Source organism: Cognatiluteimonas profundi, assembly GCF_009792795.1.
Classification (GTDB): Bacteria; Pseudomonadota; Gammaproteobacteria; order Xanthomonadales; family Xanthomonadaceae; genus Cognatiluteimonas; species Cognatiluteimonas profundi.
Genome location: NZ_VKHQ01000004.1, coordinates 139,405 through 164,779, shown reverse-complemented (window position 1 = coordinate 164,779; position 25,375 = coordinate 139,405). Strand labels below are relative to the sequence as shown.

Genomic DNA, 25,375 nt, shown 5'->3' with positions numbered 1-25,375 from the left:
CGTTCAATTGTCCGGCGGCAGCGCGCGATTGAAGCGGCTGGCCGGACGCAGCAGGATCCAGGTGAACAGGCTCGATGCGGCGGTCGCGATCCAGAACATGAAGAACCCGATCGAATAACCCACGCCGCGCGAGATGGCGATGTCGGGAAACGTCATGTCGCGCAGCTGCAACGGGTCGATGAAGGCGAAGAACACCATCGTCGACACGCCAGCGGCAAAGAAGCTGGGCCACAACACCGCACCCAGGCGCTGCGCGAGCGGCCGCGGCGCGGGGTCCGGCACGCCGCTCATGGCGACGCGCCCGCTGCCGCCTTGCGTGGCGGGTTGGACAGCGACCAGACATAGGCCGCCACCAGGCGCGCGCGCGTCTCGCCTAGCAGTGCGCGATGCGCCGGCATGACGCCGTGGCGGCCGTCGCGGATTGTCTTCGCGATCACCTCGCTGCTGTCGCCGTACAGCCAGTAGCGGTCGGTGAGGTCGGGCGCGCCCATCTGCTGGTTGCCCTTGCCATCGATGCCGTGGCACGCCACGCAGATGTTGTCGTACAGCGGCTTGCCCTGCGCCGCCAGGAAATCCCGGCTCAGCTCATCCGGGTGGGACAGCGTGCGCACATAGGCGGCGACATAGTCGACCGCGTTGGCGCCACCCATGCCCGTCAGCACCTTGCCCCATGGCGGCATCACGCCGTCGCGGCCATCCAGCACGGTCTGCAGCACGCGATCCGGAGCGCCGCCCCAATGCCAGATGTCGTCGCTGAGGTTGGGGTAGCCGATCGCGCCCTGCGCCGATGAGCCATGGCAGCCCGCGCAGGTGTTGCTGAAGATCGAACGTCCCAGCACCAACGCCTGCGGATCGCGCGCCAGCACGTCGATGGGCTGGCCCTTGAAGCGCGCGAAGGTTTCATCCAGGCGCGCATCGGCCGCCGCCTTGTCGCGCGCGTGTTCGCCTCGCGACGACCAGTGGCTGTAACCGGCGTACTTGCCCAGCCCCCCGAACCAGAAGAGATAGCCGATGCCGAACACGATCGTCAGGTAGAACAGGTTGATCCACCAGCGCGGCAACGGCTTGTTGTATTCGGTGATGTTGCCGTCCCATACATGGCTGGTGTCGGTCGGCGCGGGATCACCCGGACGCCGGCGCGCCGTCCACCACAGCAGCCACGCGCAACCGCCGATGTTGAAGGCGACCAGTGCGATCACGTACCAGGACCAGCCGGTGCTCATCGCAGCGGCTCCCGGTCGTCTTCCAGCGGCATGCGCGCGGCGGCGTCGAATTCCGCCCGGCGCCCGGGACGCCACGCCCAGGCCCATCCGGTCAGGAACAGCAGCAACAGCAGCAGCGTGATGATTCCCGACAGCATCTCAGCCTCCCCGCGGTGCGTGCGTGCCGAGTGCCTGCAGGTAGGCGACCACGGCATCGAGTTCGGTCTTGCCATCCACGTCGGCCGGTGCGGCGGCGATCTCGGCATCCGAGTACGGGTCGCCGAGGCGCTGCAGCGCACGCATGTGCGTGGCGATGCGCTGGCCATCGACGGACGTCTGCGCCAGCCACGGGAACGACGGCATGTTCGACTCCGGCACGACGTCGCGCGGGTTGTTCAGGTGCACGCGATGCCAGTCGTCCGAATAGCGTCCGCCGATGCGGGCCAGGTCGGGCCCGGTGCGCTTGGATCCCCACTGGAACGGGCGGTCGTACACCGACTCGCCGGCCAGCGAGTAATGGCCGTAGCGCTCGGTCTCGAAACGCAGCGTGCGCACCATCTGCGAGTGGCAGTTGTAGCAGCCCTCGCGCACGTAGATGTCGCGCCCTGCCAGCTGCAGCGCCGGGTAGGGCTTCACCCCCGGCAGCGGCTTGATCGCCTCGGCCTGGTACATCAGCGGCACGATCTCCGCCAGGCCGCCGAAGGACACCGCGATCGCGATCAGCACCGCCATCAGGCCGACGTTGCGCTCGATCTTTTCATGTGGATTGGTCATGGCGTCCTCAGGCGACCGTCGGTGCCAGTGCCTCGGAGGCATGCGGCGGCAGGATGGGTTGCTGCGCGGGTTGCTTCGCAAGGGCGTAGGTCTTCCAGGTGTTGAAGGCCATCAGCAGCATCCCGGCCAGGACCAGCAATCCGCCGCCCAGGCGCACGAGGTAATACGGATACGTGGCGGCGAGCGCCTCGACGAAGCTGTAGGTCAGCGTGCCGTCGGCATTGGTCGCGCGCCACATCAGGCCCTGCGTCACGCCGGCGATCCACATCGCGGCGATGTAGAACACCACGCCCAGCGTGTGCATCCAGAAGTGCAGGTCGATCCACTTCGTCGAATACATCGACGGAAGGCCCAGCAGGCGCGGCAGCATCGAATACAGCGATCCGATCGTGATCATCGCCACCCAGCCCAGCGCACCGGCGTGCACGTGTCCGATGGTCCAGTCGGTGTAATGGCTCAGGGAGTTGACCGTCTTGATCGACATCATCGGCCCCTCGAAAGTCGCGATCATGTAGAAGCTGATCGCGACGATCAGGAACTTGAGGATCGGATCGGTGCGCAGCTTGTGCCAAACGCCCGACAACGTGAGGATGCCGTTGAGCGCGCCGCCCCAGCTGGGCGCCAGCAGGATCAGCGAGAACACCATGCCGACCGACTGCGCCCAATCCGGCAGCGCGGTGTAGTGCAGGTGGTGCGGTCCGGCCCACATGTACACCGCGATCAGCGCCCAGAAATGCACGATCGACAACCGGTACGAATAGATCGGCCGGTTGGCCTGCTTGGGCACGAAGTAATACATCATCCCGAGGAAGCCGGCGGTCAGCAGGAAGCCCACCGCGTTGTGGCCATACCACCACTGCACCATCGCGTCGACCGCGCCGCTGTAGATCGGATACGACTTGTCCCATCCGGCCGGGATCGCCAGGTTGTTGACGACGTGCAACAGCCCGATGGCGATGATGTACGCCGCGTAGAACCAGTTGGCGACGTAGATGTGCTTCACCTTGCGCCTGGCGATCGTCCCGAAGAACAGCACGCCGTAGCAGACCCACACGACCAGGATCAGCAGGTCGATCGGCCACTCGAGTTCGGCGTATTCCTTGCCCTGGGTGATGCCCATCGGCAAGGTGATGGCGGCCGCCACGATGACCGCCTGCCAACCCCAGAACACGAACGCCGCCAACCGGTCGGAGATCAACCGAACATGGCAGGTGCGCTGCACGATGTGCAGGCTGGTGGCGAACAACGCGCTGCCGCCAAAGGCGAAGATCACGGCATTGGTGTGCAGGGGACGCAGCCGGCCATAGCTGAGCCAGGGCGTGTCGAAGTTCAGGGCCGGCCAATACAGCTGGGCGGCGATGAAGGCGCCGACCGCCATGCCGACGATGCCCCAGAGGATCGTGGCGATGGCGAACTGGCGGACGACCCTGTCGTTGTAGAACCCGCTGGTCGGCGCTGTCTCCGCCTGGCGCGCTGGTGGGGTAGCTGGGTTGGCGGTCATGGAAGTCCCCGGGGCGTTGGCGCGCGTATTTTCAGCGAGGCGCGCGGGGCCGAGCTTGATTCAAATCAAGACAAGCGTGGGCGGAGGCGATCTCGCCGCCCGGAGATCCATGACTACGGATCGCCGCGTCGGGCTTGCCTGCGGCGCTTTAAACGCTTTCGCCGTTGGCGAGTTACTTTTCTTTGATAGCGCCCAAAGAAAAGTAACCAAAAGAAAGGGCGCTTTCCCGATCAGGGCTCACTTGGTTAGCGAGTGGATCGGCCATTTTCAGACTCGCCATCCTGGCTCGGCTGAAAACGGCGCACATCCATGTGCGCCGCCCTCCGGGTGGGCATAGCACGCGGCTCGATCCACATCTTCAGCGGCAAGGGCAGGATGAATGGTGTCCGCGCACGCCCACGCCGGCGGCGTCATCGGCATCGAGATTGGCAAAGGGCTGGCCCCTAATGGGAGTTGTGGCAGCTGCGACGCGATACGTCGCGTTGCGGCCTTCACGAGCGTCGAAGCGCCCGATCGCAGCTGCCGCAACTCCTGCGAAAGCGGTTACGCGGTCCGCTTGGCGACGACGCGCATCCATCGCGGTCGCCGCCGTTGCCGCTAACGATATGCGGGCACTGCTGCACCCCGCAGACCCGGAGGGCGGCGCGCAGGACGCGCGCCGTTTTCCGACCGAGCCATGGATGGCGAGTCGGAAAATCACGACTGCCTACGCCCAGTGAAGTGAGCTGTGATCGGGGAAAGCCACTTTCTTTTGGTTACTTTTCTTTGTGGCTCTCAAAGAAAAGTAACTCGCCAACGGCGAAAGCGTTTAAAGCGAAGAAAAAAATCGGTCAGTGCCTCAGGATCGGCGCAGCCAAAGCCTCAAGCTGCGCGCGCTTCACCAGTTCGATCTCGCGCCGATCGACCTTCAGGACGCCTTCGTCCTGGAATCGCTTGAGCACGCGACTGACCGTCTCCGGCGCCAGGCGCAGGTAGTTGGCGATGTCGGTTCGCGCCATCGTCAGCTGGAAGCGATCGGCCGAGAAGCCGCGGGCGGCGAGTCGGCGCGACAGCGCGATCAGGAACGCGGCCATGCGCTGGTCGGCCGACCAGTCGCCAGCCAGCAATGCGGCATTGCCGATGTCGCGGCTGAGCAGCCGGAACAGATGCTGCTGCAGCCCGGGCACGCGCGTAGCCAGCACCGAGATCTTCGGGAACGAAAACCGGCACAGCATCACCGTATCCAGTGCGATCGCGTTGCAGGGATACGTATGGCCATCGATCGCATTGAGCCCGATGACCTCGCCCGGCAGGTGGAATCCCAGCACGTGTTCGTGGCCATCGCGATCGACCACGTAGGTCTTGACCGTGCCGGCACGCACCGCGGCAATGGCTTCGAACGGATCGCCCTCGCGGAACACGTGGTCGCCGGCGTGCAGCGGGCCGACGTGCTCGACCAGCACATGCAGGTCGAGCAGCGCGTTCTTGTCCATGCCCTCGGCCAGGCAGGCCTGCGAAAACGCGCAGGTGCTGCAGAAGCGCAGGGCATCACCGTCATCGGCGAGGATCCGCCGGTCGGTGCGCGGGAAGGCGGTATCGCTCACGACCGATCCACCGCGATCAGATGGCGCGGGAAAACCGTGGCGTGTGGCTGGTGGCCGCTGGCTGGGAGAGGTATCGGTCGAAGCACATGGCAATATTACGCAACAGCAGGCGGCCGCGCGTCGTGGCGAGGATCCGGCCCGGTTCGCGCCGCACCAGGCCGTCCGCGGCAAGCGGCTCGAGCTGCAGCAGGGCGTCGGCGAAATACGTGTCGAAATCGATTGCGTAGCGGCGTTCGAGCGCCGCCACCGGGATCTCGCCCTGGCACATGAGCTGCTGGATCAGGTCCGCGCGCAGCTGGTCGTCCTCGTTCAGGGACATGCCCCGGGCGACCGGAAGCCGTCCGGAATCGATGGCCGCCTGCCAGGTCGGCAGGTCGCGCGGGTTCTGGCTGAAGCTGTTGCCGATATGGCTGATGGCGCTGACGCCCAGGCCGATCAGGTCGCTGTCGGCGTGCGTGGTGTAGCCCATGAAGTTCCGGTGCAGGTTGCCGCGGTCCTGCGCCTGCGCCAGCGCGTCATCGGGCAGCGCGAAATGATCCATGCCGATGTAGACGTATCCGGCTTGCGTCAGTTTGTCGATCGCAAGCTGCAGCAGGCCCAGTTTCGTGTCCGGATCGGGCAGGTCGGCGGCATCGATCTGCTGCTGGGCCTTGAACAGCTCCGGCAGGTGCGCGTAGCTGTACACGGCGAGCCGGTCCGGACGCATGTCGATGACCGTATCCAGCGTCTGCGTGAATCCGGCGGCATTCTGTTTTGGCAGGCCGTAGATCAGGTCGATGTTGACCGAGCGGAATCCATTCGCACGACAGGCATCGACCACCGTGCGGGTTTCCTCGACGCTCTGCACGCGGTTGACCGCATCCTGTACCAGCGGATCGAAGTCCTGTACGCCGAGGCTGGCGCGGTCGAAACCGATCGCGCCCAGTGCAGCCACGTCGCTGGCGGAGATGAAACGTGGATCCAGCTCGATCGACAGGTCGCGCTCGGGCGATGACGAAAACAAAAAATGCCGGCGCAGGCAGTCGACCACGTCCTGCAGTTGCGCCGGCGAGAGAAAGTTGGGCGTGCCACCGCCAAAATGCAGCTGGATCACTTCGCGATCGCGGTCGAACAGCGCCGCTGTCATGTCGATCTCGCGATACAGGCGTGCCAGGTACGTTTCCGCGCGCGACAGGTCGCGGGTGATGATCCGGTTGCAGCCGCAGTAGAAGCACGGGCTCATGCAGAACGGCACGTGCACGTACAGCGACAGCCGCCGCGGGATCGGGTCCCCGTTGCTGACCAGCGCGGCCTCGCGCAGCTGCGCCTCGCCAAAGCCGGTGCTGAACTGCGGCGCCGTCGGGTACGAGGTGTAGCGCGGACCGGGCCGGTCGTACCGGCGCAGCAGTTCCGCATCGACAGGGGAAGAGGTAGCCATGTCTGCGACGTTAGGGGGCTTCGCGGCCGACCGCCTTGACCCGGGTCAATTCGCAACGGCGTCGGCGTCGACGAGCCGACACACACGCACGCGATCTCGCTTGGCAGGCATCCAGAGCAACCGCGCTGTGGCCAACGATGACGGCCAGGTACCGATGCGGCGAGTGGGGCCGGCCTGCGCCAATACGGGCGGGAATTCCATCATCCATCGTTGCCGACGGTGTTGCCACGGGAGCAGGCGTGACCCCGGACGCGATCGGGAATCCGCGTGGCCCAAGGTGGGGAATGCGGGTCTACCGTCGTCAGGTTGCAGCGGGAAGGCATCCTGGTGCGTGGACGCACCCGCGTGGCACGAGCCAACAACGAGCGGAATGCCGTCGATTCCAGGACTGCAAGGATTGGTGGCTATGGGTGGAAGCGCGGTGGCTATCCCCTGCACCAGCATATTCAACCAGTTGCGTCCGCTGTTCGAGCGGAAATGTAGCACCGCCTGGAACGCTCCCGGGAGCCTAAAACTGGCGGGGAGATAAACGGTTCTCGCACCGCGCCGGCGTCCCCCCGCATTTAGTTCCCTGCACGGGACCACCTCAGAATCCTCCGGGTGTAGCTTCGGGCGAAACCAAGGGAGACCACCCCAACCACACCAGGAGACACCGCCATGCGTCTGCAATTCGCTACTGAAACACTGTTCTCCTCAGAACAAGCCCCGCGATTCGCGTCGTCGCCCCAGCCCTACGGCCGATGCATTGAGCTCGCCGCCTTTGGTTGGCGGCTGATCGTCGACCTGATCCGCTAGGTGCTCTAGTACGGGCAGGAATGGAGGGGCCGATCATCCGGCCCCTTTGATCCATTCCCGTTGGTCCGGCGTCAGCAATGCCAGGGGGTCGTAGTCCGGAGCCCTGGGGGGTGGCCTGAGGTGGCGCATGTGCTCGCAGAGGCGCAGCAGCGGCCCGTATGTCTCGATGAAGGCGGCCGATAGCTCGCACCCCTCCTTGGCCTCTCGCTCGATGCGCTCGAACTGATCCAGCAGCCCGGGCCTGTACGGCGCACCCCGCATCCGCGACTCGAACAGCGGCAACATCGCGTAGTGCCATGTCCCGGACTTGTCGCCGTGAGCCCGTTCCAGGTCCGCGGCCAGGTCGTCTATTCCTTTTCCGCAACTTCGGAGCCGTGCCTTGACCGCGTCCCGTTTCCGCTGGGCGTCGGTCTTAGGCTTCCGTTTAGCGTTCTCTCTCTGGCGCCGTTCAATGCTGGCGAGCGCCTCCGCTAGGGGGGCCTCCAGTGCCTCCCGCTGGCTGACCGAATCGGTCATTTTTGACCGGCGTGTAAGGTCTCTGTTTCGGTCAAAAGTCATCGATTCCGTCCCCCCCAAAGGACACCTTCAGGGCCCCCTGAAGTTCCACCGCGAGCGCCTTATCGTCCTCATCCTCAGCGTCCCTCAGCAGCCACCAATGCGCCGCCTCAAGCGCCCTGCGGTCGGTCTGCTCCCACAGCTTGAGGAGCTTCCTGAGGTACTTCTGAGCCTCCCACTCCACCCGGGCATCCGGGGTCATGGCCTGGTACATGTCACTGCGGACCGTCCGGCACACGTACCGCCAATGGGGCCACCGCGTAATGCCGTCGCAGTGCTCCTCCGGGTACTTCGTCGGGTCCACCTCAGGCAACCTCCGGAGCATCCGCTGGACCGTATCCAGCGACACCCCGAAGTGACCCTGCAGCGATCGCTGGGAGACCCCTTTGGGGAGCTGCAGGCTTCCCTGGTGCGTGATCGCGGCCAGGTGGTGCCACAGCGCATTGCGCTTGTGCGGCGGCCGCATCTCCAGCTTCGTGTGCGTGATGTTCGCCAGCTTCGAGGCGTGGCTCGCCTGGGCCAGCGTCATCGCCTGGACCTTCGCGGGGACCGTCTCGCGCTTGGCGCGCCGATACGCCCTGAGCCGGTGGTGCCCGTCGACGACGTACAGCCCTCCGTCCACCTCGGCCACCTGCAGTGGCACCAGATCGGCCCTGGGGTCCGCCTTCAACAACTGCGCCATATCGTGTACGTGCAGCTCTGACTGCTGCTCCTGGCGGAGCTGCTCGCGTTGCTTCAGCAGGGCTGGATCGCGCGGCTGCAGCGCCGGGTGTGTTTTGATGTCCGCTATCGGAACCTGTCTCAGCTCCATTCGTTTTGTCTGTCTCCTGTATCTGCGTCCCACTTCGGCCCATGCGCAGCCGTTTGCATGACTTCCGTCCGTACCGGTCCGGAATCGCGTCCGTAAAATGTCCGCATGGGGAAGAAACAACTGGGAGAGCGCCTGCAGCAATTCGCCTGCGCGCTCCCTTCGCTCTGTGCGCAATTGGATGGCGATGCCTTGGTCGACACCGTTCATCGCCGCTATGAAGCGGTGCTGTGCGCTACTCCGCGCCCCTTGCTCGATATCGCCCACGACGCGATGAGCTTGCTCATGCAACGGCATGGATTGATCCAAGCGCGCCCGCTCAGCGAGTGGCAGCGCGAGCTCCAACTTCGCTAAAACGGCCCCCGCGGTTTCCCCTCTGTTCTCCTACTGCCTGCCAACCGTAATCGGCAGGGGTCGGGCAGGGGTCCACCGCGGGGTCACCGTGGCGGCATCTATCGCCGCCTAAGGGGCCTTAGCTGCGCCGCTGTCGCTGGATGCGATCGGCCAACGCCTGCGCCTCCCGCTCGTCGGCAATCTCCTGGGCCCGCTCGGCCAGTCGGTCTCGCCGCTCTTTCTCGTCGGCCAGGACCTGCAGCGTCGACGGCACATTGGCCGCGCGCCATTCGCTAGCAACCGCCTGGAGGGCTTGCAGCGCCGGGATCTCCATCCGTTCCAGGTGCTCCAGCCGCAGCTCACGCGCCCTGCGTTGCTGCGCCGTGTACCGCATGATCGGCTCGCCAGTCTTTGGGTCGTATCCGGTCACCTCCGCTAGCTCCTCGCGGATCCTGGCGGCTTCCCGCTCCAGTGCCGCGAGCTGTGCCGGGTCGGCCATCTCCGCCGAGAAGTGCACGGGCTTGCTTGGATCGCTCACCGTCGACTCGCGTCGAATCGACAAGCGCACGTTTCCATCGTCGTCGCGGATGTGGTCATAGCTGTCGGCCTTCCTGCCGTCATCCGCCAGCGGGACGTCTTTCACGCCGTCCTTTTGCGCGCGGTACTTCTCGGCCATCGCCAGGTCATATTCCTGCGTCCCTGGCTTGGGTGAATCGTTGTTGCTCATACTTTTTTCGCTCTGTTTTCCAATCTGCAGTAGGAATAGGGAGCCCCAAGCGCGTCTGCAGTGCACGCGCAAGGGACCCTTTAACCTCATACCGAAGGCGGTGCTAGAACCACTAGTAATGACCTAACAAACTCTGCCTCGTCTTCAATTCGCAGTCGCTCTGGCCCACGAATCAGATAGACAAACTCTTGTCCAAATTCATGCGGTAGTGTCTGGTCTTTGAGTGATAGCAGTCGGTCTAGTTGGGCACGCCGTTGCAGCAGTGCTGCGTGGACTTTGTCAGTCCGAAAGTTACTTAGATTCATCTTCTCCTGTGGTTGGGGGTGATGCGGGTTCTCCCGCGGCTACAAAGGGCACTGTCTCCAGGGCCGCTTTGATCCTTTCAGTGTTGACATGGCCTCGAGCCGCCATGCGCTCGATATGTTTCACTGACTGCAGCGCGAACAGTCCTAAGTCCGAGCGAAGGTTTTGCCCAAGAGCCTCAGCGTGTCCTGGTGATACGCGGGCGTAGTACGTTTTGCCCCGCTTGCTCTTGCACCGCCGAGCGGGCACCACACTCAGTACTGCCCGTCCAAGGTTCAAGTCGACGCATCGATCTGCCAAATCTTGCTCGTGACAGTCGGCCCAACCCCAGACCGCAAGGAACGCGGCAAGCATCGCGCGCGGCGTGGCGCCGTTCTCGCTCAGTCGCTTGAACTCACCTTTCAAAAAGCCTGCGCGCCCATCGTCGCGCAGAAAGTCGGCCATAATTTCGTGTGCGGCAATCACCGCTGGGTGCATTGCGTTTGCATCAAGAAACTCGCAAGCGAGCTCGCGGTGCCCCCGCAGTTCTCCCTTAGTGAGCACACGACCTCTCAAGTCGCGCGTTCTCTCAAGCCGTCGGTAGTGAAATCCACAGTACCGGGAGAATTTTCTAGGGGTGTCAAAGCAGCCAGGTGCGGCGCACTTTGCATATCGTTGAACGTTTGTCATGGCACCAATCTAGCCACTCGCGTTCGGCAATCAACTGGGCGAGCGTAGATTTCAGGCAGGTACGGGGCCCCAGACGCGCGCGCAATTTTTCGCATCGGCACATATATCCAGTGCGCGCGTTGAAGCGATGCGGTGGGCCGAATACGCGTTGACACACTTCGGCACAAATGACGAACGAGTGGCGTTAACTAACCTCGTGTTCGCCATTAATCATAGATTTAGAAAACGTATGCAGGACGACTCACGAAATCCGCCTCTTGCGCAAAAAACACCCTGCGACGTTTCGTGTTTACGATTGCAGGTATGGACAAGGACAAACCAGACCCTCCGCCCGCAACTCCTCCGCCAATGCCTTCGTTAGCGCACCTGCTGGTACGCGGCAGTGTTCCTACCCCAGAGCAACGCGCTAAAGAAGACGCACGCCGGAAGGGTCGGGGGCGTAAGGACTGGTGGAAGAACACTAAGCCGCGTTAAATCAGGCAGCCTCGGCTAGCGCCCGCTGGACACTCCCGAGCCCGCATCCGACTTCCTGGGCGATCTGGCGCAGTGACCGTCCCTGGGCTCTCAATGCCCGCACGCGCTCGCCTGTTCCGTCGGCCAGCTTCGGTCGCCCGAAGGTCCGCCCGCCCGCCTTAGCGCGCTGCATTCCGCTCACGACGCGCTCCCGGATGATTTCCCGCTCGAACTCCGCGAACACTCCGAGCATCCCGAACATCGCGCGGCCGGCCGGCGTCGTGGTGTCCAGGGCTTGCTTGTGCAGATAGAGGTCGGCGCCTGCGGCCTGGAGCTCGCTGAGGGTCTCCACCAAATGCTGCAGCGATCGCCCGAGCCGATCCACGGACCACGCCGCGACCAGGTCCACCTTGCGTTGCGTGACTAGCTTCAGGACAGCATCGAACTGCGGCCGCCTGTCCCGTCCCTTGGCGCCCGAGATCCCTTCATCGGCAAACACCCCCACGACGTCCCAGCCGGCGCTCTCAGCGACCTCCAAGAGCTCCCTTCGTTGGTTCTCGGTGGTCTGTTCGCCGGTCGACACGCGTACGTAGATGGCGACGCGCTTGGCCTTGGCCTGGGTGGTCATGGTGGCTCTCCAAGGGTGGGGAGAGGGCGTACCATTACACCCCATTTTGATACAGCGCAAGAACCTGTTGGCGGCTCTAACTCCGCGCGGGGTTCAGCGACTCGATCCGGAGCCCTTTTGGTACACCTCGGCCTAGCTCTCGGTGCCTTGAAGTTGGAGACACCCCTACGGGGGGAATTGCAGCGCCCCAGCCGATCGAGAACGCCCCGAATTTTCCTAAGAGAATCACCGAGCTCGTGGGCAAGCTATTTCGTCTAACGTCGGAACGGTCTCTGTACGTACACATTCCTGATGGTCGAGGCATCCAAGTACGCCACGGACGTGAATCGATCGACCCGATCTTCACCTGTGTACGAGCCCGACCGGCTGGCCATGGACTAGACGCCGCCTACGTGCCGAGCTTAGGTGCGACCTCTTGAATCCACGCGGATGACAGTCAGCGCTTGCAATGCTGAGTCGAGATCCTTGTCCGGCTCATATTCTTGCACTCGGCGCCCTCCTCTCTGCACTCTTCGCTGCCAGTTTAAGTAGAAAAGACAGCTTAAAAGCCGATCTGTCTCAATCTTTTGGTCTTGGTTCAATCGCCTCTCAAGCGAGCGGGCCATTTGAATGGCGTCGATCGAAGTTCCCAGTACGGGTTCGCTGCACCAGGTTGGCTTCATGGAAGGAAAATCGAAGTAAATGTAATGCTTCTGATTGTCCTTGAATTCACTTGGGCAGCTTGAGAGATCCACTAGAGTCAACTTGTTTAAGTCGACGCTCTCACGATAAAGCTCCGCCTTGTCGAAGATTGCGGGGCACGCGTAATAAGTTAGTGCGCCCAGATTCTTGCAAAGGTTAAACAAGAGCTCATGCTGAGACTTTCCGGTATTGGCGTTGGCCTGATTGCTGACAGCCGCTCGACCGTACTCCGCCGACGTTACCGGTGGCGGGTTGTTCTTGGAGTGCCGGATCATTCGCTTGACCACTTTGTACTGAAGGAAATATCCGACGTACCTGGTGCCCAAGTTATAGGAATTACCCTGTGCAGCGTCCTTAAGATCGTTGAATAACTGATCGTCTGAAACGTCAGTCATCACCCATGCTTGGTCGAATCCAACGAAGCACTCCTTCTGTGGCGAGTACTTATAAAAGCTAATTCTTCCAGCAGGGCCGACGCCAAATGTGGATCGAAATAGATCCATCAGGGCATGATGAAAGTGCATCTCCAAGACGGTTTCATTGATCGACATGCGACGATTCGTCCCTGATTAGCGCCCGAGATGTGCCGCGCCGTCGGACGGCGACTCGAATGGCTTGTTATAACTAACCCCGGAAGGCGACAAGCGCAGTGCTAATAGACATGATGCAGCTCTCGAACAAGTGGACCTTGGGAATGCCAACAGTAGCCATATCCTCTTCGATGTCTGGCTGTTCTTTCACGCAGAAGGCGATGAACCCATCTACGTCCTTTTGTAGCACTGCATAGTCAAGGTGATGAGCCAGCTTATTGCGCATAGCATTGAGCCTCTTGGTCGCCTTCCATGTCCATGGTCGTTCCCTTGCGTTAGGCGTCAGCGCTTCAGCTAGGCAGATCATTTGGTGGCAGTTGAAGGACGCTCCGGACTCACCCCCGAGTGCCCCAGGGTCTGTCAGCCGCGCATCTACTAACTCGCGAATGAGCTCTTCCACTAGTAAGTGCCCCTTCAGTAGCTGGAGAGAAAGTTCCGCGCCGCTTGGAAAATGCGCCTTGTGGCGCCTTAGGGCGTCTAGGCTGTTATCTGATAAAGCGTCTACGAAACTTTTCATAGTCACCTAACACCTGAATTGAGCCGGCCGCAATTCTTACTTTGGCTTGACTAGAACTCACCCTATCGCGGATGCAGATGCGACACGCCACCAAGAGCACGCCTTATGAAGGCAGGCGCGTCCTCTCGCGCAAAGAAGCAACCACTACGTTGGCCCATTACAAAGGAAACAGAACGCCAACCTGATGCTTCTATACCTGTCGTGTCCGGATATGGGATCTCAATGAGCTTGAATACGTCCAAAAGATTGACGTAAAACAGCAGATCCAAGCTGGAACGAACCGCCAGCGGATATTTTCTGTGTAGCGCTAAACTCGCCTCCTCACAGCGGTGGTAGACCTCTCCAAGTGACTCATCCTTCGGCGCGCACATTTGCAAGAGATCTTTTGGGTCACTGAGGGTCTTTGCACGCGCCAGTTCTGCTTTGTACTCGTCATGTCGACGCCGACCTGGATCAAGGATTTCTTTGATCTCAAATCGAGCGTCGCGGAACACCACATCAGGTGGGTCATCGTTTGGGCTGATGATCTCGCTCTCAGCGTGCGAAACTCGGAGATTCTCTATAAACGAGGCTGCAATCCAACGCTCCGCAACTTGTTTGTTGCCCGGCGAGAAATATGCAACAGAAGCCTCAATGTCCTTGATGCGCTTAGCCAAAAATGCTCGGTCGTCCATGAGAATCTCCGCTAACTTCCGCTTCTGTGATTCTGTCGGCGACTTCTCGCCCTTTTACCGCGTCTCTGTTTGACTGTGCGATGCGAATCGCTGTTCAAAAAACTCTTCCAACTCAGTGGCGGTCACCTCAATCGTTTGATTATCGAGGCGCCGTAGCAGGCGTGGCGGGCACTTAGGGTGCTCAAAATTCTTGAGAAACGTTAACGTCACGCGCGCTTGAACTGCAAGGCGTGCGACAAGCAAGCCGTCAACATCAGAAAAAGTCACCCGGACGTGCGAACTAACTACCCGACCATCTATGAAGCAACTCAAAATCTTACTTCGCAGATATAGCAGCCAGCGATCCGTACTGTTGACTTCTAGGGCCCGGAAATCCGGAGATAAACCAATCACCCTTTGGTCGTCAGTAACTCCGACCAGGATTACGCCGCCGGTCGTATTCATCATTCCCGCTATGGCAGTCAAGCAGGAGTCCTCAACATCGGCACTTTTGTACTGATGCGGATGAAGGTCATCCTTCGCCGCTAATGTTCTCAAGCAGCAAGAGAGTGACGACTTGTACTCCGTCGTTTGGTCCTCTCCGTGCTTAACCTCATCTCGTATCCGGTGCTCAGAGGCCGCAGGAGCCGCACTGGAAAGTAGGCGCCTATCGTCGAGGTTGCCGTCAATCGCAGGGCTAATTTGCAGCCCTAAAATCTCAATCGTCTTTTCAAGTCGCGCCAATCGCTGAAGCGAGCTCATTGATGATTCGTCAGGTGAAGGGACGAAGATTTCAAGCAATTCTCGAAGCGTCAACTGCCGCGGCGACACGCGAACAGCCGTGCACAACTCTAATTGGTCGTCTGTGAAATTCACCGGATGCGTCTTACAGCCACACTTCCATTCGCTTAGCCAGGTCTGCCGCAATTAACCCGGCGCGAACCTTCCAAAACTCGAGAATTTGCTCATCTTCTGATCGAAAGCTTTGGAACATTTCCTCGGTAATGAAGAGGTGCGCGAAGGTTTCCTTCATCGCGGAGTAAGTAAGCCCGCGCTCACCCACAAACTGGCCCGGGTGCTTCTGCTGCCACTCGTTATTGGATTTGCGACTGAGAGGTATTAGATTTGCGAGTGAATTTACGTAATCGCGCCCAGAGACGTCTTTGTCCAAGACTCTAGACAGCCTTTCGTGGCGTTTGTTGTTTCGACACCATGCCCTAGGAAAGATGTGATGCATCTCTACTTGATGGTCGTTCGGAAATGCCAGGGAGACGCCGCTTATCAAGTCCCTCTTTACGCCCACTCGGGTGGGCAGGCTGATAGCCTTCCACAGGGCACCGCCAATCTGGCCATCGAGAACGAAGTCCTTTAATTCGTCCACTGACGGGGTCTTCGCAAATCCTTTAAGGAATAGGTCGGTGAGCTCCGCCGAGGCTTCGGATGCCCATTGTGCACTCGAAGCAAACGTCGGACGCTTCGCCAAAATTCTTTTCAGGTGAACCAAATCTGTGCCGATCTGGGTCAAGAAACCCTGATCATATCGGCGACTCAGCGCGTTTCTCCAGAAGAACGCACGAAATAAGGCGTCCACTTCATCCCGACTCCATGGGGCGCCATTCGCGTAGTCAAATTTTGTATGCCAACGAAGCGCGACATAGATGCCCATGGAGACAGGATATGGACATGTCTGCCATCCAAAGTTGCCGCCCGCGACCAGCCTTTGTCCGTCGCCCAAGTACTGAGCAAAGGTCTCACTCTCCGATTCCACAAAGCGCCAATAGGCGCTCGGAACTGCGAGCATGTCGCCCGCCTTTACCGACGTAACGTCTGACTCCTTAGTGCTGAGGCGGCGGGGCGGCGGTCTGTCGTTCAGTGCCACATAGGTAGCAGTAACTAATTGAGTTGTTAGCTCGGGACGATCTTGAGAATTGGACCAGCCGTATGCGCCATCACGTTGTCCAAGATCTTTCATCCATTCGCGCAAGAGCAGTGGCCCTTGGGGATCATTAAATGTCTCGGAATACAGCAGGGAATGAATGAGATCGACCGTTGAGACCTTTGTTCCGGTAGTGTTTAGTGTGTCGAAGATTTCGCATATGTCGGTCAGGCTATAGACATCGGGAACCGTGTAGACCGCAAGCTTCGTATTTACTATCCCTTCGAAGCAAGATTCCAAGATCTTTGTTCTCCTGGCTATTTCGTCTTCGTTGGGCATGCAGCCGTCGCCGTAACAATCTGGACTGGAAAGCAGGCGGAGGTAGCGCATCCATTGCTTAAGTACTTCCTCTCCCTCTTGGTTTGAGGCCAGCGGAAGAAGACCCATTCGAATGCAAGTTGTGTCTGAATCCAGTCCATCCTCTTTCACTAGTGTCTCTTTGATGAAGCGCACGCGCTTCGAAGCGTCTTCCGTCACAAGGTCAAGAAAATACCGTCCCGAATAGCGATATTTCCCGTTCTTCGCGCGGAATCCGCCAAACGCCATTGCGATCGCAGTACAGCGTTGCTTTCCGTCAATAACGGCGTAGGTTTTTTGCGCACGCACCTCCTCCGAAGGAAAGAACCGAAACTCCGATTTTCCTGTCACAGGGTTGGCATCGAGAATTGAAAGTCGCTCAAGCGTCATCGGCGTCTGTGTTCTCTGCTCCCACAGCGTGACCATTCCGATCGGGCGAGCCGCCAAAATTGACTGAACGAGCTCAGAAACCTGCTCGGTTCCCCAAACAAAATCTCTCTGAAATTGCGGGATCAGCCATTCGCCGTTGCGAAGCGCCTCCAATACACCCGGGACAGTCGTGTCGACGACTTTTAAATGGCCTGCCATCTCTGAGCTTCTCCTTCGCAAGATTGCGACGTTACACACACATACATTCCGGTGACACCGCCTAGCCTGAAGCGCACAAGCTTTGGGGGTGGGAGTGGTCCACCTTGCAAGGGTTGCCTTTAACTGCGCCCACCAAAAATGGCCGACACGGACCTAGTGTTTACTGGTAGTCCTTTGCGCAGAGCCTTAAGCCGCGGCTGAGCGGCTCGCCGCGACTTACTTGTTAGCCCTCATCCTTCGTGGGCTTATTGAAAAGATATTTCCTTCGGAGTTCCTCAGTATTAGAAACTCCCAAGGCGAGGGCCGCCCTTCGCGCCATTTCTTCACTGAAGGCGGTTTCATCCAAATAGGCGCGATAGTCGGACAGAACTGGATCCTTCGGGTCGAATCGTGAAACCTGCTTTTGCCGAAGAGGCTGTTCTTCAAGCTTCCGAATTCTCGAGGAGAGCGATCGAGTGTTCTCGAGAATCTCCGTAAGCACGTCATCCTTGGGTCTTGGCTTGGCGTGCGAGCTTTTTGTTGACTCAAGAATCTCCTTAAATTCCTTCTCAAACTGGGGCCAGTAGGTCTCAAAGACGCGAAAAAGAACCTGGTCGTCAAGAATTTTGTCGCCAGCGGAGGAGTTCAACGTGGACACAAGCTCAAAAATTCCGCTCTTATCGGGAAGCGTATGGTTGAACTGCGCTAGGGGATCGCCGATATCCTTCGGCTCAAGGTCAATTAGCAGTGTGCAAACGCGCGCTGAGTTAAGCCCTTTCGCCAAGGCCCCGGCCTCAAAAAGAATCCAAGGCTTCTCCTTGTTCTCTTGAGTAAGGCAAATAATGCCCACGCTTGTCTCACCTAAGCGTTGACTAATCTCCGTAAACCAGAGCGAGCCACGATCGATGTCCTTGGAGGAAACCCACGGCTCTACACTTTGAATTACGCAAGATAGCCACTCTCTTAGAAAGCAAGCAACTTTCTTACTTCGTTCGCCCGACCAGCTAAGAAAAACGTTCATCGCTGCTTGCTCTCCAAGAAGGCCTACGCGTGAATTAAAGCTGATCCGAGAAGCGTCTTCGCCTTAAGCTGAATTTTTAGCTCACAATTGCGATGCTCGATCTGCCTCAAGGTGATATCTAGCACTCAATGCGAACTCATTAATGCTCGGAATTGCCATCTGCCGCAAAACGACCATAGATGGGCCGAAGAATTCCATGAAATTCCAAGATTGGGCGGGACTCCAATACTCGCTAGTGAGTTTTTCAGTGGGCAGCCCTTTCTCGATCTTTCGTTGAAGTGCGTGAACAATAGCCATTGGCGCTTTGCGAGAAGAATCCATGTCTACTTCATAGATGTTGATTTTTTCTTTGGCCCACTGCTGTCTCAATGCAAAGAGATAGCTAAACTCTATGTTGTCAGCCGCGAATAGGCAGATCGAACGCGACGGAACATCTTGTGATCTTGTCACCTCCAATGCTGACAGGGCCTCTGGATAAAAAGAGCTCCTTTCTGTGGCTTGGACAATCTGGCCGGCCGAGTATTCTCTCAGCGTCGCGTGGTATAGCGGCATCCGCAATCTCCGTTTTTTCAATACCCCCTGAGGGATCCCCGTGCCGCGAAGCGGCGCGGCTCAACTGAATTGCTGAGGGCTCAGCCTGGACCGAACAGGCTGCGGACGGCAACTTTGATCATCTCTATGGAAAGCTGTTTGCCGGAGGCAGCAAGAAACGTCTTGACTTTGCCCCAATTCGCCTCGTCGCGGATTGCTTGAAGGAAATCATGACCTTCCCAAGTAACATCCGTGACCATTACCGTTGCTGGAATCTCCGTTATCCGCGTGTTGTCCCTTAACCACTTTCCATGAATCAAGCCCGCCTCTATGGCCAGCATCTTGTGGTACTTGATCGCATCTTCTGTATAGCCGCCGATGGCGGGAAAGGGCGGGCCAGCCTCGGCCGAAAGGACAATTTGCCGAAGCAGATCCATATCTCGTTGCATGCGACTGACTCCAAGCCCTCCAATGCCGGGCAAGCGTAGCGGCTTCGGCTTTAAATGAATTTTTAGACCTCATCCCCAGCATGGAGAATAACTGCTAGCGCGCATTGGTCTGAGATTGAGTTCCAGAGAACGAACCCGAGTGATATCGAGAGAACGAGACCGAACCCGTCCGGTCGCGCTGCATATATCGCGGCAGCTGCAAGCACGCCTACCCCAAGAGGCAATGAACTTCGCTTTGTCGATCGCAGTCTCGAATCATTCTGGCGGAGCATGGAAAGCCGCGGGGCCACGAGTGCGAAAGATGCGAACGCTGCTATAGAAGCCATCAACGCTAGTGCTTTGGAGAGTAGATCCACGGAACCCCCAATTACGTCAAATGCTTGAACTTAGCCGTGCCGTGAAAGCGGCTCCGGATCGAATAAATCATTAGACGCTGCTGCACGCTACCCCACCGCCGCAGACCCGGGCCAGGGCTGGCTTATCCCTAATCCTGGCGGCGATCTCTTGGCGATGGACGGCCACGTGGCGGGGAGCTTCGATGCCAAGGCGAACTTGACCATTGCTGGAGCGAACAATGGTCACCGTGATGTCGTCACCGATGGTGATCGACTCGCCGTCCTTGCGAGTAAGTAACAGCATTCCCTTCTCCTTGGTTAGTTACGCTCAAAATCCGCCAGATAGTGGCATAAGACCTCGGCCCGTGTCCCGGGTATGGCGTTCCAACCGCGGAGGGCCTGGCGGTGACTTGGCCCATCTTTTCTGTGAATCCTCGGCTACGGATTTTTGACAGAGTTGGCGACCAGATATGCTGCGTTAGAGAGAAAGTAAAGGGGACTGATTATGGGAAGACGCAACCTTGCGAACCGCAGCGACATTCCCGCCGACGTGCTGCGTCAGCGCCGCGACTTGTACTCGCTTGCAATCGGACTTTTGCTCTTCAATCTGGCTAGGGGAGGCTTTGTCGACCAAGCTGCAGTGGGAAGCGTCTTCTCGGTACACCTAGGGCGGCCCATCTATATTTTGGCGGCTGCATGGGTTGGGTTCTTCTACTTTTGGATGCGCTTCTGGTTGATCAGCGAAGAGGGGCCGTACGATAGCTATTTATACGACGTCAAGTGGCAGGCGGGAGACTCTAAAGCAATCAGGCGAATTGCCGCGAGCTTTGTCGAGGTCACCCCAGCCGAACAAGCGCACGAATTTCGGCACAAAATACAGTCCCCTACAGGAAATGTACCTCGGGTCTACTGGGAGGGCGTAAAGCCGTACTTGTCACTTAAAAGCGTTTGGCCTCGCTCGATAGATCATGGTCGCGGCGGAGCTGGAGGATTCGATGCAGGCCCGAATCGTATTCCAATACCGAGTGCAGAGCGTTGGGCGTTCTGGCGTGCTTGGGTGCTTGCGTTTCCACGCGCGGCATATCGCGAGCGAGCGTTCACTGACTACACGCTTCCACACTTGGTTGCAGTCGCTACCGTGGCAGTAGCGATTCATCGCTTGCTCTGCACGCGCTGAGGCAACAGAAAACAGGATATTGTTTTCAAACACAGCGCGTCCCGCTTGAGGAGCTAAGCCCCCGAAGAACCCTATACGGGCAACACGAGCAACTGGATCACCTTAGCTAGCTGCGCAACATCCGTGACTCGCCCATATCGGCCCGTAGTGATCGACTCCACCTCGTGACCCAGGATGTCGGCAATTTGATATACCGGTACGCTCGCGTCTCGCAGCCGAGCGGAAACCGTGTGGCGGAAACTGTGAGCCCCGGTTTTTTTGGGGTCGCCGATTCCAGCGTCGCGAAGCCGGCGATTCAACAGCTTTGATAGCTTGTCTACCGCCCCGCGTGTGGGATTGTTTGTGGTCCGCCACTCCGCGGCGAGCAGATGGCCGCTGCATCTCCCGACGAAGTCCCGCACGCCGATATCCATGAGTCGCGAGTGCACCGGTACAAGTCTCCGGCTCGCTTCCGTTTTGAGCTTCTTGGAATCCATTTCCTCGTTGACGTCCCAAACCCAGATGCCGCGCTCCATTCGCAAGTCGGCGACGGTGAGCTGTGCAGCCTCGCCCAGGCGCATTCCTGAGTAAGCCATAATTCGCGGAATCCAATACAGCTCCGGCCGCTCAGGTTCCTCATCGAGCTTGGCGAAGTAGGCGCGCAAGTCGTCATCGCTGAAGGGGTGCCGGTCGTCGCGTGCGCGTCCCTCTTTTACGTCCCTAAGGATCGCTGCCGGGCTCTGTGCGATGTAATCGTGTTCTGTCGCCCATGCGAACAGCGAGCGCGCCATCTGTTGGTATTTGTTGACGCTTCGGGGTTCCAGTCGTGTCACGTTGGAGTCACCCGCGGTGGCCGCAATGACCTCGCGCGCTGTCATGCCGCGATATCGCTTGGTCATGTTGCTGGGCAGGCTGACGATCGCCAGGCCCAGCCGTCGAATGTCGTCCTTGGAGACGTCTCCTATGGGCGGATCGCCCAAAAGATCGGCAAGGACGGCGAGGATGGTTCGATTTTGTAATTCGGTCTTGGCCGACCACTGCCGTAGTGACACACGTTCGTCGCCGTACAGCCGACCGACCTCGGACACCCGCGGGGTCTTCTTCACTTGCGCTTGTGGGGGTCCGCCGAGCGAGAGCGGGCGTAGTGGCCGGCCGCTGAGGGCTCCCAGTTCCGCCTTGATCGCCTCCAGCTTTGCTTCAATCAGTCGCCTTGCCAGCTTGCGGTGTGTGCTGTCCTCGGCGCGTGGAACCATTGCCCGCGCGGTGTCCAGGAACTCGCCCCATTCGTTAAGCGATAGCAGCCCGCTCAAGCGGTGAGCCTCATCATTCAAGTCGAACGAAAGGGCGTCGAGACCGGCTGGCTGCCAGTCCAGCGCCATGTGCTCCTCGATCTCAGCGAAGGTGGCAGCGAGGTATCGGCGTGTGAGCTCGTCGAGCTGTTCTGGCGTCATGGCGCGCCTGCGAACTCCGGCGAAGTAAGTCCCGATGTGAGTTTCCCACAAGGCCAGCCGACGGGCCGCCAGCTTGCGGTCCGCGGTTCGGAGGGAGCGGGTGATCTCGGCGCGGCCGACAAGGAGCTGCAAGTCCGCTGGGACGAGGATCCGCGAAGCAAAACTGTGTCGTCTGCGCTGTAGCATTTCCTGTAACGCCTCCTGTAATTCGGGGGCGGAACCAGTCGAAAATGCTTGCGGCCCTTGCGTTTCAAGGGCTTGCGATCGTTGGTGGCTATGGGTGGACTCGAACCACCGACCCCAGCATTATGAGTGCTGTGCTCTAACCGGCTGAGCTACATAGCCATTCGGGCGGCGCAGGGGCCGCGGCGAACCGCGAATTGTCCATGCCGACCGCGGCGGCGTCAATTGTGACGTTCTAGCTTGTCCCCTCACGCGGCGCGTGGCAGAGTCGGGGACAGTGACGAAAGTCAACCATTTGGAGTCCGCATCGTGATCGATCCGGACGGTTTCCGACCCAATGTCGGCATCGTTTTGATGCATCCCGACGGTCGCGTGTTCTGGGCGCGGCGCGTGCGGCGTGACGGCTGGCAGTTCCCGCAGGGCGGGATGAACACCGACGAGACGCCGCTGGAAGCGATGTATCGCGAGTTGCAGGAAGAAACCGGCCTGGCGCCGGAACACGTCGCCGTGCTCGGTGTCACCCCCGGCTGGCTGCGTTACCGGCTGCCGCAGCGCGCGATCCGGCGCAGCGACCGCATGGTCTGCATTGGCCAGAAACAGGTGTGGTTCCTGCTGCAGTTCACCGGGGAAGAATCCGACCTGCGCCTGGACCTGACCGAGAAACCTGAATTCGACCATTGGCGCTGGGTGGATTTCTGGTATCCGCTGGAGCACGTGGTGATTTTCAAGCGCGGCGTCTACGCCAGTGCGCTGCGGCATCTGGCCCCATTCGCACGGCAGATCGCAGGTCCGCAGGCAATTCCACCGGCCGCGGCCGAATCCTGGTCAAGTTCGAGTCGCCAGCATCCGCGCACCAGGGCGGCTTCGTGAGACCGCCAGCCGAGGGCCGGCCCCGCAGTTACGGCTAGGAAACCGGGATGGTTCCGGCGTCGGCACTGGCTTCCAGTGCTGCCCGGGCGCGGGAGAATTCGGAAGCGATCATGGCAACGGCGACAGCCGGCCGATCCAGCGTCTGCAGCCTGGCGCCCAATTCCACGCGTTTGGCGGCGGCCGACAGGGCCATCGCGCCCAGGTTGGCGCTGGAGGACTTCAGCGAGTGGGCCGCTTCGCACAATTCGCCGTAGTCCGGAGCCAGGGCCGCAGCCTCCAGCCGCGCCAGCAACATTGGCGTGTCCTCCAGGAACAGGCGGATCAACCGGTCGATTTCCCCGCCCAGGACATCGCGCAACTCACTGATCACGCCTTCATCGATGACGGGAACCACATCGGCGGGCGGCGCTTGCGGCAGTGCAGGCTCGATCATGTCGATGACCTCGGCGGATTCCGTGGCGACCGGCGCCGGCTCGGCAACGTCGGGCGTCGACGCCCCGATTGCGGTGCGCATGTCGGAAGCTTTCGGGCGCCACCAGCGATGCACGCAGCGTTCCAGTTCGGCGCGGGTCACCGGCTTGGCGAGGTAATCGTCCATGCCGGCGTCCAGGCATTTCTGGCGATCGCCAGCCATGGCGTTGGCGGTCATTGCCACGATCGGCAGGTGGTTGCCGTCGCCCGCCGCCGCTTCGCCTTCGCGCCAGCGCCGGGTGGCGGTGTAGCCGTCGACCACCGGCATCTGGCAATCCATCAGTACCAGGTCGTAGCGGATGGATGACATCCGCAGCAATGCGATCTCGCCATTGTTGGCGGTATCGCAGTCCACGCCCAGGACGCTCAGCAAGCGTTGCCCGACCATCAGGTTGACCGGATTGTCCTCCACGAGCAGCACCCGGGCGCTGCCGATCGGTCGTTGCGGCGTGTCGGCGGGAGGAGCGGATTCGTCCCGGACCGGCAGCGCAACCTGGGCCACTGGTTTGCTGGTGAGGGCGACCCGCAGGTCGGCGTCGGGAACGTTGCGGGCCAGTAGCAGGATGCTGCGCGCCAGTTCATCGGGGACCGGGTCGTCGCCGGTCAGGCATACCAGTCGCACGTCGCCAAAGATGGCGTGGCGCTCGAGGTTGCGATGCAGCGCCAGCGCCGTATTGCGCATGCCGCTGAGGTCCGCCAGCACGGTCGAATAGGCCCATGGCGCGCCCTGCGCAGCGGCCGCGCGCAAGCGGTCCAGCGCGTCCTGGGTCGTCTCCACCGTGGTCACGCGCAGGCCCCAGTTGGGCAACAGCATGCTCAGGCGCAATCGCAGCTTGGCATCGCCACTGAGCAGCAGCAGGCGGCCACCGCCGAATTCCAGCTCGCGCGCGGGCATGTCGCCCTGCACCTTGAGCAGGGGGATTTCGAACGAAAAGGTCGCCCCGCGGCCTGGTTCGGACTGTACCTGGATGCGCCCACCCATCAGGTCGACGATGCGCTTGCAGATGGCGAGCCCCAGTCCGGTCCCGCCGTAGACGCGGGTGGTCGATGCATCGGCCTGGCTGAATGCCTGGAACAGGCGCGACTGCGCGTCCGGAGTGATGCCGATGCCGGTGTCCCGCACCTCGAAATGCAGCTGGTGCTGCGCCGCGGTCTCACCGACGCGCCGCACGCTGACCGCAACGATGCCGTGGTCGGTGAACTTGACGGCGTTGCTGATCAGGTTGCCCAGCACTTGTCGCAAGCGGACCGGGTCGCCGCGCACCGGCAGGCGCACCGCCGGATCGATCTGCAGGGTCAGCCGCAGCCCCTTGGATTGCGCCGGGCGCTCCATCAGCTGGATCACCATCTCCAGCAGTTCGCGCAGGTTGAAGGCGGTGGTTTCCAGTTCCAGGCGGTCGGCCTCGAGCTTGGAGTAATCCAGGATGTCGTCGACGATGCGCAGCAGCTGGTGCGAAGAGGTGAAGGCGGTGCGCACCAGGTCCAGGTGCTCCGGTGCCAGCGGCGCGTGCAGGAGAAGGTCCAGCATCGGCACGATGCCGTTGAGCGGGGTGCGGATCTCGTGGCTCATCGTCGCCAGGAATTCGCCCTTGGCCAGTACTGCGGACTCGGCCACCTGCTTGGCAAGCAGCAGCTCCTGCTCCAGCTGCGTATGCCGGCTGATCTCGCGCTGGAGCGCGTCCACCGCTTCCTCGCCACGGCGGGCGCGCGCATCCGTCTGCGACCATTCCTTCTCGCGTTGCCCGGCGTAGAAGAGGAAGGCGCTGATTGCAAAGACGGCCAGCAGCGCCAGCAGCAGCGCGATGCTTTGCCATGGGCCGGCCATCCCCCAGTTGTCGAGCCCCACCGCCAGCGCGGCGCCACCGGCCGCGCCCAGGGCCAGCCAGCGCGTGATCGGCGATGTGCCGCGTGGCGCGGTC

General features: G+C 60.5%; 25 protein-coding genes, 1 tRNA gene and 1 pseudogene. 4 read left to right on the top strand and 23 right to left on the bottom strand.

Annotated elements, in window-relative coordinates; all coding sequences use genetic code 11:
• Window positions 1-3: 3 nt before the first annotated feature.
• The 7 genes from GST15_RS07365 to hemN form a co-directional block, all read right to left on the bottom strand.
• Complete coding sequence (locus GST15_RS07365; protein ID WP_159016621.1) at window positions 4-291, bottom strand: hypothetical protein; 288 nt, start codon at window positions 289-291, stop codon at window positions 4-6.
• On the bottom strand, window positions 288-1,223 hold the full coding sequence (gene ccoP / locus GST15_RS07360; protein WP_159016620.1) for a cytochrome-c oxidase, cbb3-type subunit III: 936 nt from the start codon (window positions 1,221-1,223) through the stop codon (window positions 288-290). The genes GST15_RS07365 and ccoP overlap by 4 nt, the downstream gene beginning before the upstream one ends.
• The gene (locus tag GST15_RS07355; RefSeq protein ID WP_159016619.1) at window positions 1,220-1,360 is read right to left on the bottom strand and encodes a cbb3-type cytochrome oxidase subunit 3; all 141 of its coding nucleotides are present in this window, start codon (window positions 1,358-1,360) and stop codon (window positions 1,220-1,222) included. Before GST15_RS07355 ends, ccoP begins: the two co-directional genes overlap by 4 nt.
• Window position 1,361: 1 nt before the next feature.
• Entirely contained in the window at window positions 1,362-1,976 is a 615-nt protein-coding gene (gene ccoO, locus GST15_RS07350) for a cytochrome-c oxidase, cbb3-type subunit II (protein WP_159016618.1), read from the bottom strand.
• A 7-nt stretch (window positions 1,977-1,983) separates the two neighbouring features.
• Entirely contained in the window at window positions 1,984-3,477 is a 1,494-nt protein-coding gene (ccoN, locus tag GST15_RS07345) for a cytochrome-c oxidase, cbb3-type subunit I (protein WP_159016617.1), read from the bottom strand.
• An 830-nt stretch (window positions 3,478-4,307) separates the two neighbouring features.
• Window positions 4,308-5,060 (bottom strand): helix-turn-helix domain-containing protein, encoded by a 753-nt coding sequence (locus GST15_RS07340; RefSeq protein WP_233263099.1) that lies wholly within the window; start codon window positions 5,058-5,060, stop codon window positions 4,308-4,310.
• Between the two features lie 16 nt (window positions 5,061-5,076).
• The gene (hemN, locus tag GST15_RS07335) at window positions 5,077-6,477 is read right to left on the bottom strand and encodes an oxygen-independent coproporphyrinogen III oxidase (RefSeq protein WP_159016616.1); all 1,401 of its coding nucleotides are present in this window, start codon (window positions 6,475-6,477) and stop codon (window positions 5,077-5,079) included.
• A gap of 657 nt (window positions 6,478-7,134) precedes the next feature.
• On the opposite strand from hemN, the gene GST15_RS07330 reads away from it, so the two are divergent.
• Entirely contained in the window at window positions 7,135-7,272 is a 138-nt protein-coding gene (locus GST15_RS07330) for a hypothetical protein (RefSeq protein ID WP_159016615.1), read from the top strand.
• Between the two features lie 33 nt (window positions 7,273-7,305).
• Here the strand turns inward: GST15_RS07330 and GST15_RS07325 are convergent, their stop codons facing one another.
• Together GST15_RS07325 and GST15_RS07320 are read right to left on the bottom strand one after the other, a co-directional pair.
• Window positions 7,306-7,788: a hypothetical protein gene (locus GST15_RS07325; protein WP_159016614.1), complete on the bottom strand. Its 483-nt coding sequence runs from the start codon at window positions 7,786-7,788 to the stop codon at window positions 7,306-7,308.
• Between the two features lie 31 nt (window positions 7,789-7,819).
• Window positions 7,820-8,638, bottom strand: coding sequence for a ParB/RepB/Spo0J family partition protein (locus GST15_RS07320; protein WP_159016613.1), 819 nt, complete (start codon window positions 8,636-8,638; stop codon window positions 7,820-7,822).
• A gap of 105 nt (window positions 8,639-8,743) precedes the next feature.
• On the opposite strand from GST15_RS07320, the gene GST15_RS07315 reads away from it, so the two are divergent.
• On the top strand, window positions 8,744-8,989 hold the full coding sequence (locus GST15_RS07315) for a hypothetical protein (RefSeq protein WP_159016612.1): 246 nt from the start codon (window positions 8,744-8,746) through the stop codon (window positions 8,987-8,989).
• A gap of 118 nt (window positions 8,990-9,107) precedes the next feature.
• Here the strand turns inward: GST15_RS07315 and GST15_RS07310 are convergent, their stop codons facing one another.
• The 10 genes from GST15_RS07310 to csrA form a co-directional block, all read right to left on the bottom strand.
• The gene (locus GST15_RS07310; RefSeq protein WP_159016611.1) at window positions 9,108-9,695 is read right to left on the bottom strand and encodes a hypothetical protein; all 588 of its coding nucleotides are present in this window, start codon (window positions 9,693-9,695) and stop codon (window positions 9,108-9,110) included.
• Between the two features lie 1,447 nt (window positions 9,696-11,142).
• Window positions 11,143-11,748 (bottom strand): recombinase family protein, encoded by a 606-nt coding sequence (locus GST15_RS07305; RefSeq protein ID WP_159016610.1) that lies wholly within the window; start codon window positions 11,746-11,748, stop codon window positions 11,143-11,145.
• Between the two features lie 401 nt (window positions 11,749-12,149).
• On the bottom strand, window positions 12,150-12,980 hold the full coding sequence (locus tag GST15_RS07300; RefSeq protein WP_159016609.1) for a hypothetical protein: 831 nt from the start codon (window positions 12,978-12,980) through the stop codon (window positions 12,150-12,152).
• A 618-nt stretch (window positions 12,981-13,598) separates the two neighbouring features.
• A complete protein-coding gene (locus GST15_RS07295; RefSeq protein WP_159016608.1) occupies window positions 13,599-14,210 on the bottom strand; it encodes a DUF1780 domain-containing protein in 612 nt (203 codons plus the stop codon).
• 54 nt (window positions 14,211-14,264) lie between these two features.
• The gene (locus tag GST15_RS07290; protein WP_159016607.1) at window positions 14,265-15,065 is read right to left on the bottom strand and encodes an AlbA family DNA-binding domain-containing protein; all 801 of its coding nucleotides are present in this window, start codon (window positions 15,063-15,065) and stop codon (window positions 14,265-14,267) included.
• Between the two features lie 10 nt (window positions 15,066-15,075).
• Window positions 15,076-17,010, bottom strand: a complete 1,935-nt coding sequence (locus tag GST15_RS07285) for a DUF262 domain-containing protein (protein ID WP_159016606.1) — start codon at window positions 17,008-17,010, stop codon at window positions 15,076-15,078.
• A gap of 223 nt (window positions 17,011-17,233) precedes the next feature.
• Window positions 17,234-18,010, bottom strand: coding sequence for a toll/interleukin-1 receptor domain-containing protein (locus GST15_RS07280; protein ID WP_159016605.1), 777 nt, complete (start codon window positions 18,008-18,010; stop codon window positions 17,234-17,236).
• An 81-nt stretch (window positions 18,011-18,091) separates the two neighbouring features.
• The gene (locus tag GST15_RS07275; protein ID WP_159016604.1) at window positions 18,092-18,562 is read right to left on the bottom strand and encodes a hypothetical protein; all 471 of its coding nucleotides are present in this window, start codon (window positions 18,560-18,562) and stop codon (window positions 18,092-18,094) included.
• An 80-nt stretch (window positions 18,563-18,642) separates the two neighbouring features.
• Window positions 18,643-18,990, bottom strand: a complete 348-nt coding sequence (locus tag GST15_RS07270; protein ID WP_159016603.1) for a DUF2513 domain-containing protein — start codon at window positions 18,988-18,990, stop codon at window positions 18,643-18,645.
• Between the two features lie 426 nt (window positions 18,991-19,416).
• Window positions 19,417-19,629: a carbon storage regulator CsrA gene (csrA, locus tag GST15_RS07265; RefSeq protein WP_159016602.1), complete on the bottom strand. Its 213-nt coding sequence runs from the start codon at window positions 19,627-19,629 to the stop codon at window positions 19,417-19,419.
• 201 nt (window positions 19,630-19,830) lie between these two features.
• On the opposite strand from csrA, the gene GST15_RS07260 reads away from it, so the two are divergent.
• Complete coding sequence (locus GST15_RS07260) at window positions 19,831-20,502, top strand: hypothetical protein (RefSeq protein WP_159016601.1); 672 nt, start codon at window positions 19,831-19,833, stop codon at window positions 20,500-20,502.
• A gap of 71 nt (window positions 20,503-20,573) precedes the next feature.
• Here GST15_RS07260 and GST15_RS07255 read toward each other — a convergent pair whose 3' ends face one another.
• The 3 genes and pseudogenes from GST15_RS07255 to GST15_RS07250 form a co-directional block, all read right to left on the bottom strand.
• Window positions 20,574-21,932 (bottom strand): tyrosine-type recombinase/integrase, encoded by a 1,359-nt coding sequence (locus tag GST15_RS07255; protein WP_159016600.1) that lies wholly within the window; start codon window positions 21,930-21,932, stop codon window positions 20,574-20,576.
• An 18-nt stretch (window positions 21,933-21,950) separates the two neighbouring features.
• Window positions 21,951-22,118 (bottom strand): annotated as a pseudogene (locus GST15_RS12960) (DUF6538 domain-containing protein); the annotation flags it as partial.
• An 82-nt stretch (window positions 22,119-22,200) separates the two neighbouring features.
• A tRNA-Met gene (locus GST15_RS07250) sits at window positions 22,201-22,277 on the bottom strand.
• Between the two features lie 147 nt (window positions 22,278-22,424).
• Here GST15_RS07250 and GST15_RS07245 point away from each other — a divergent pair.
• Entirely contained in the window at window positions 22,425-22,985 is a 561-nt protein-coding gene (locus tag GST15_RS07245) for an RNA pyrophosphohydrolase (protein WP_159016599.1), read from the top strand.
• Window positions 22,986-23,019: 34 nt separating this feature from the next.
• On the opposite strand, the gene GST15_RS07240 is transcribed toward GST15_RS07245, so the two are convergent.
• Window positions 23,020-25,338 (bottom strand): hybrid sensor histidine kinase/response regulator, encoded by a 2,319-nt coding sequence (locus GST15_RS07240; protein WP_159017093.1) that lies wholly within the window; start codon window positions 25,336-25,338, stop codon window positions 23,020-23,022.
• Window positions 25,339-25,375 lie beyond the last annotated feature (37 nt).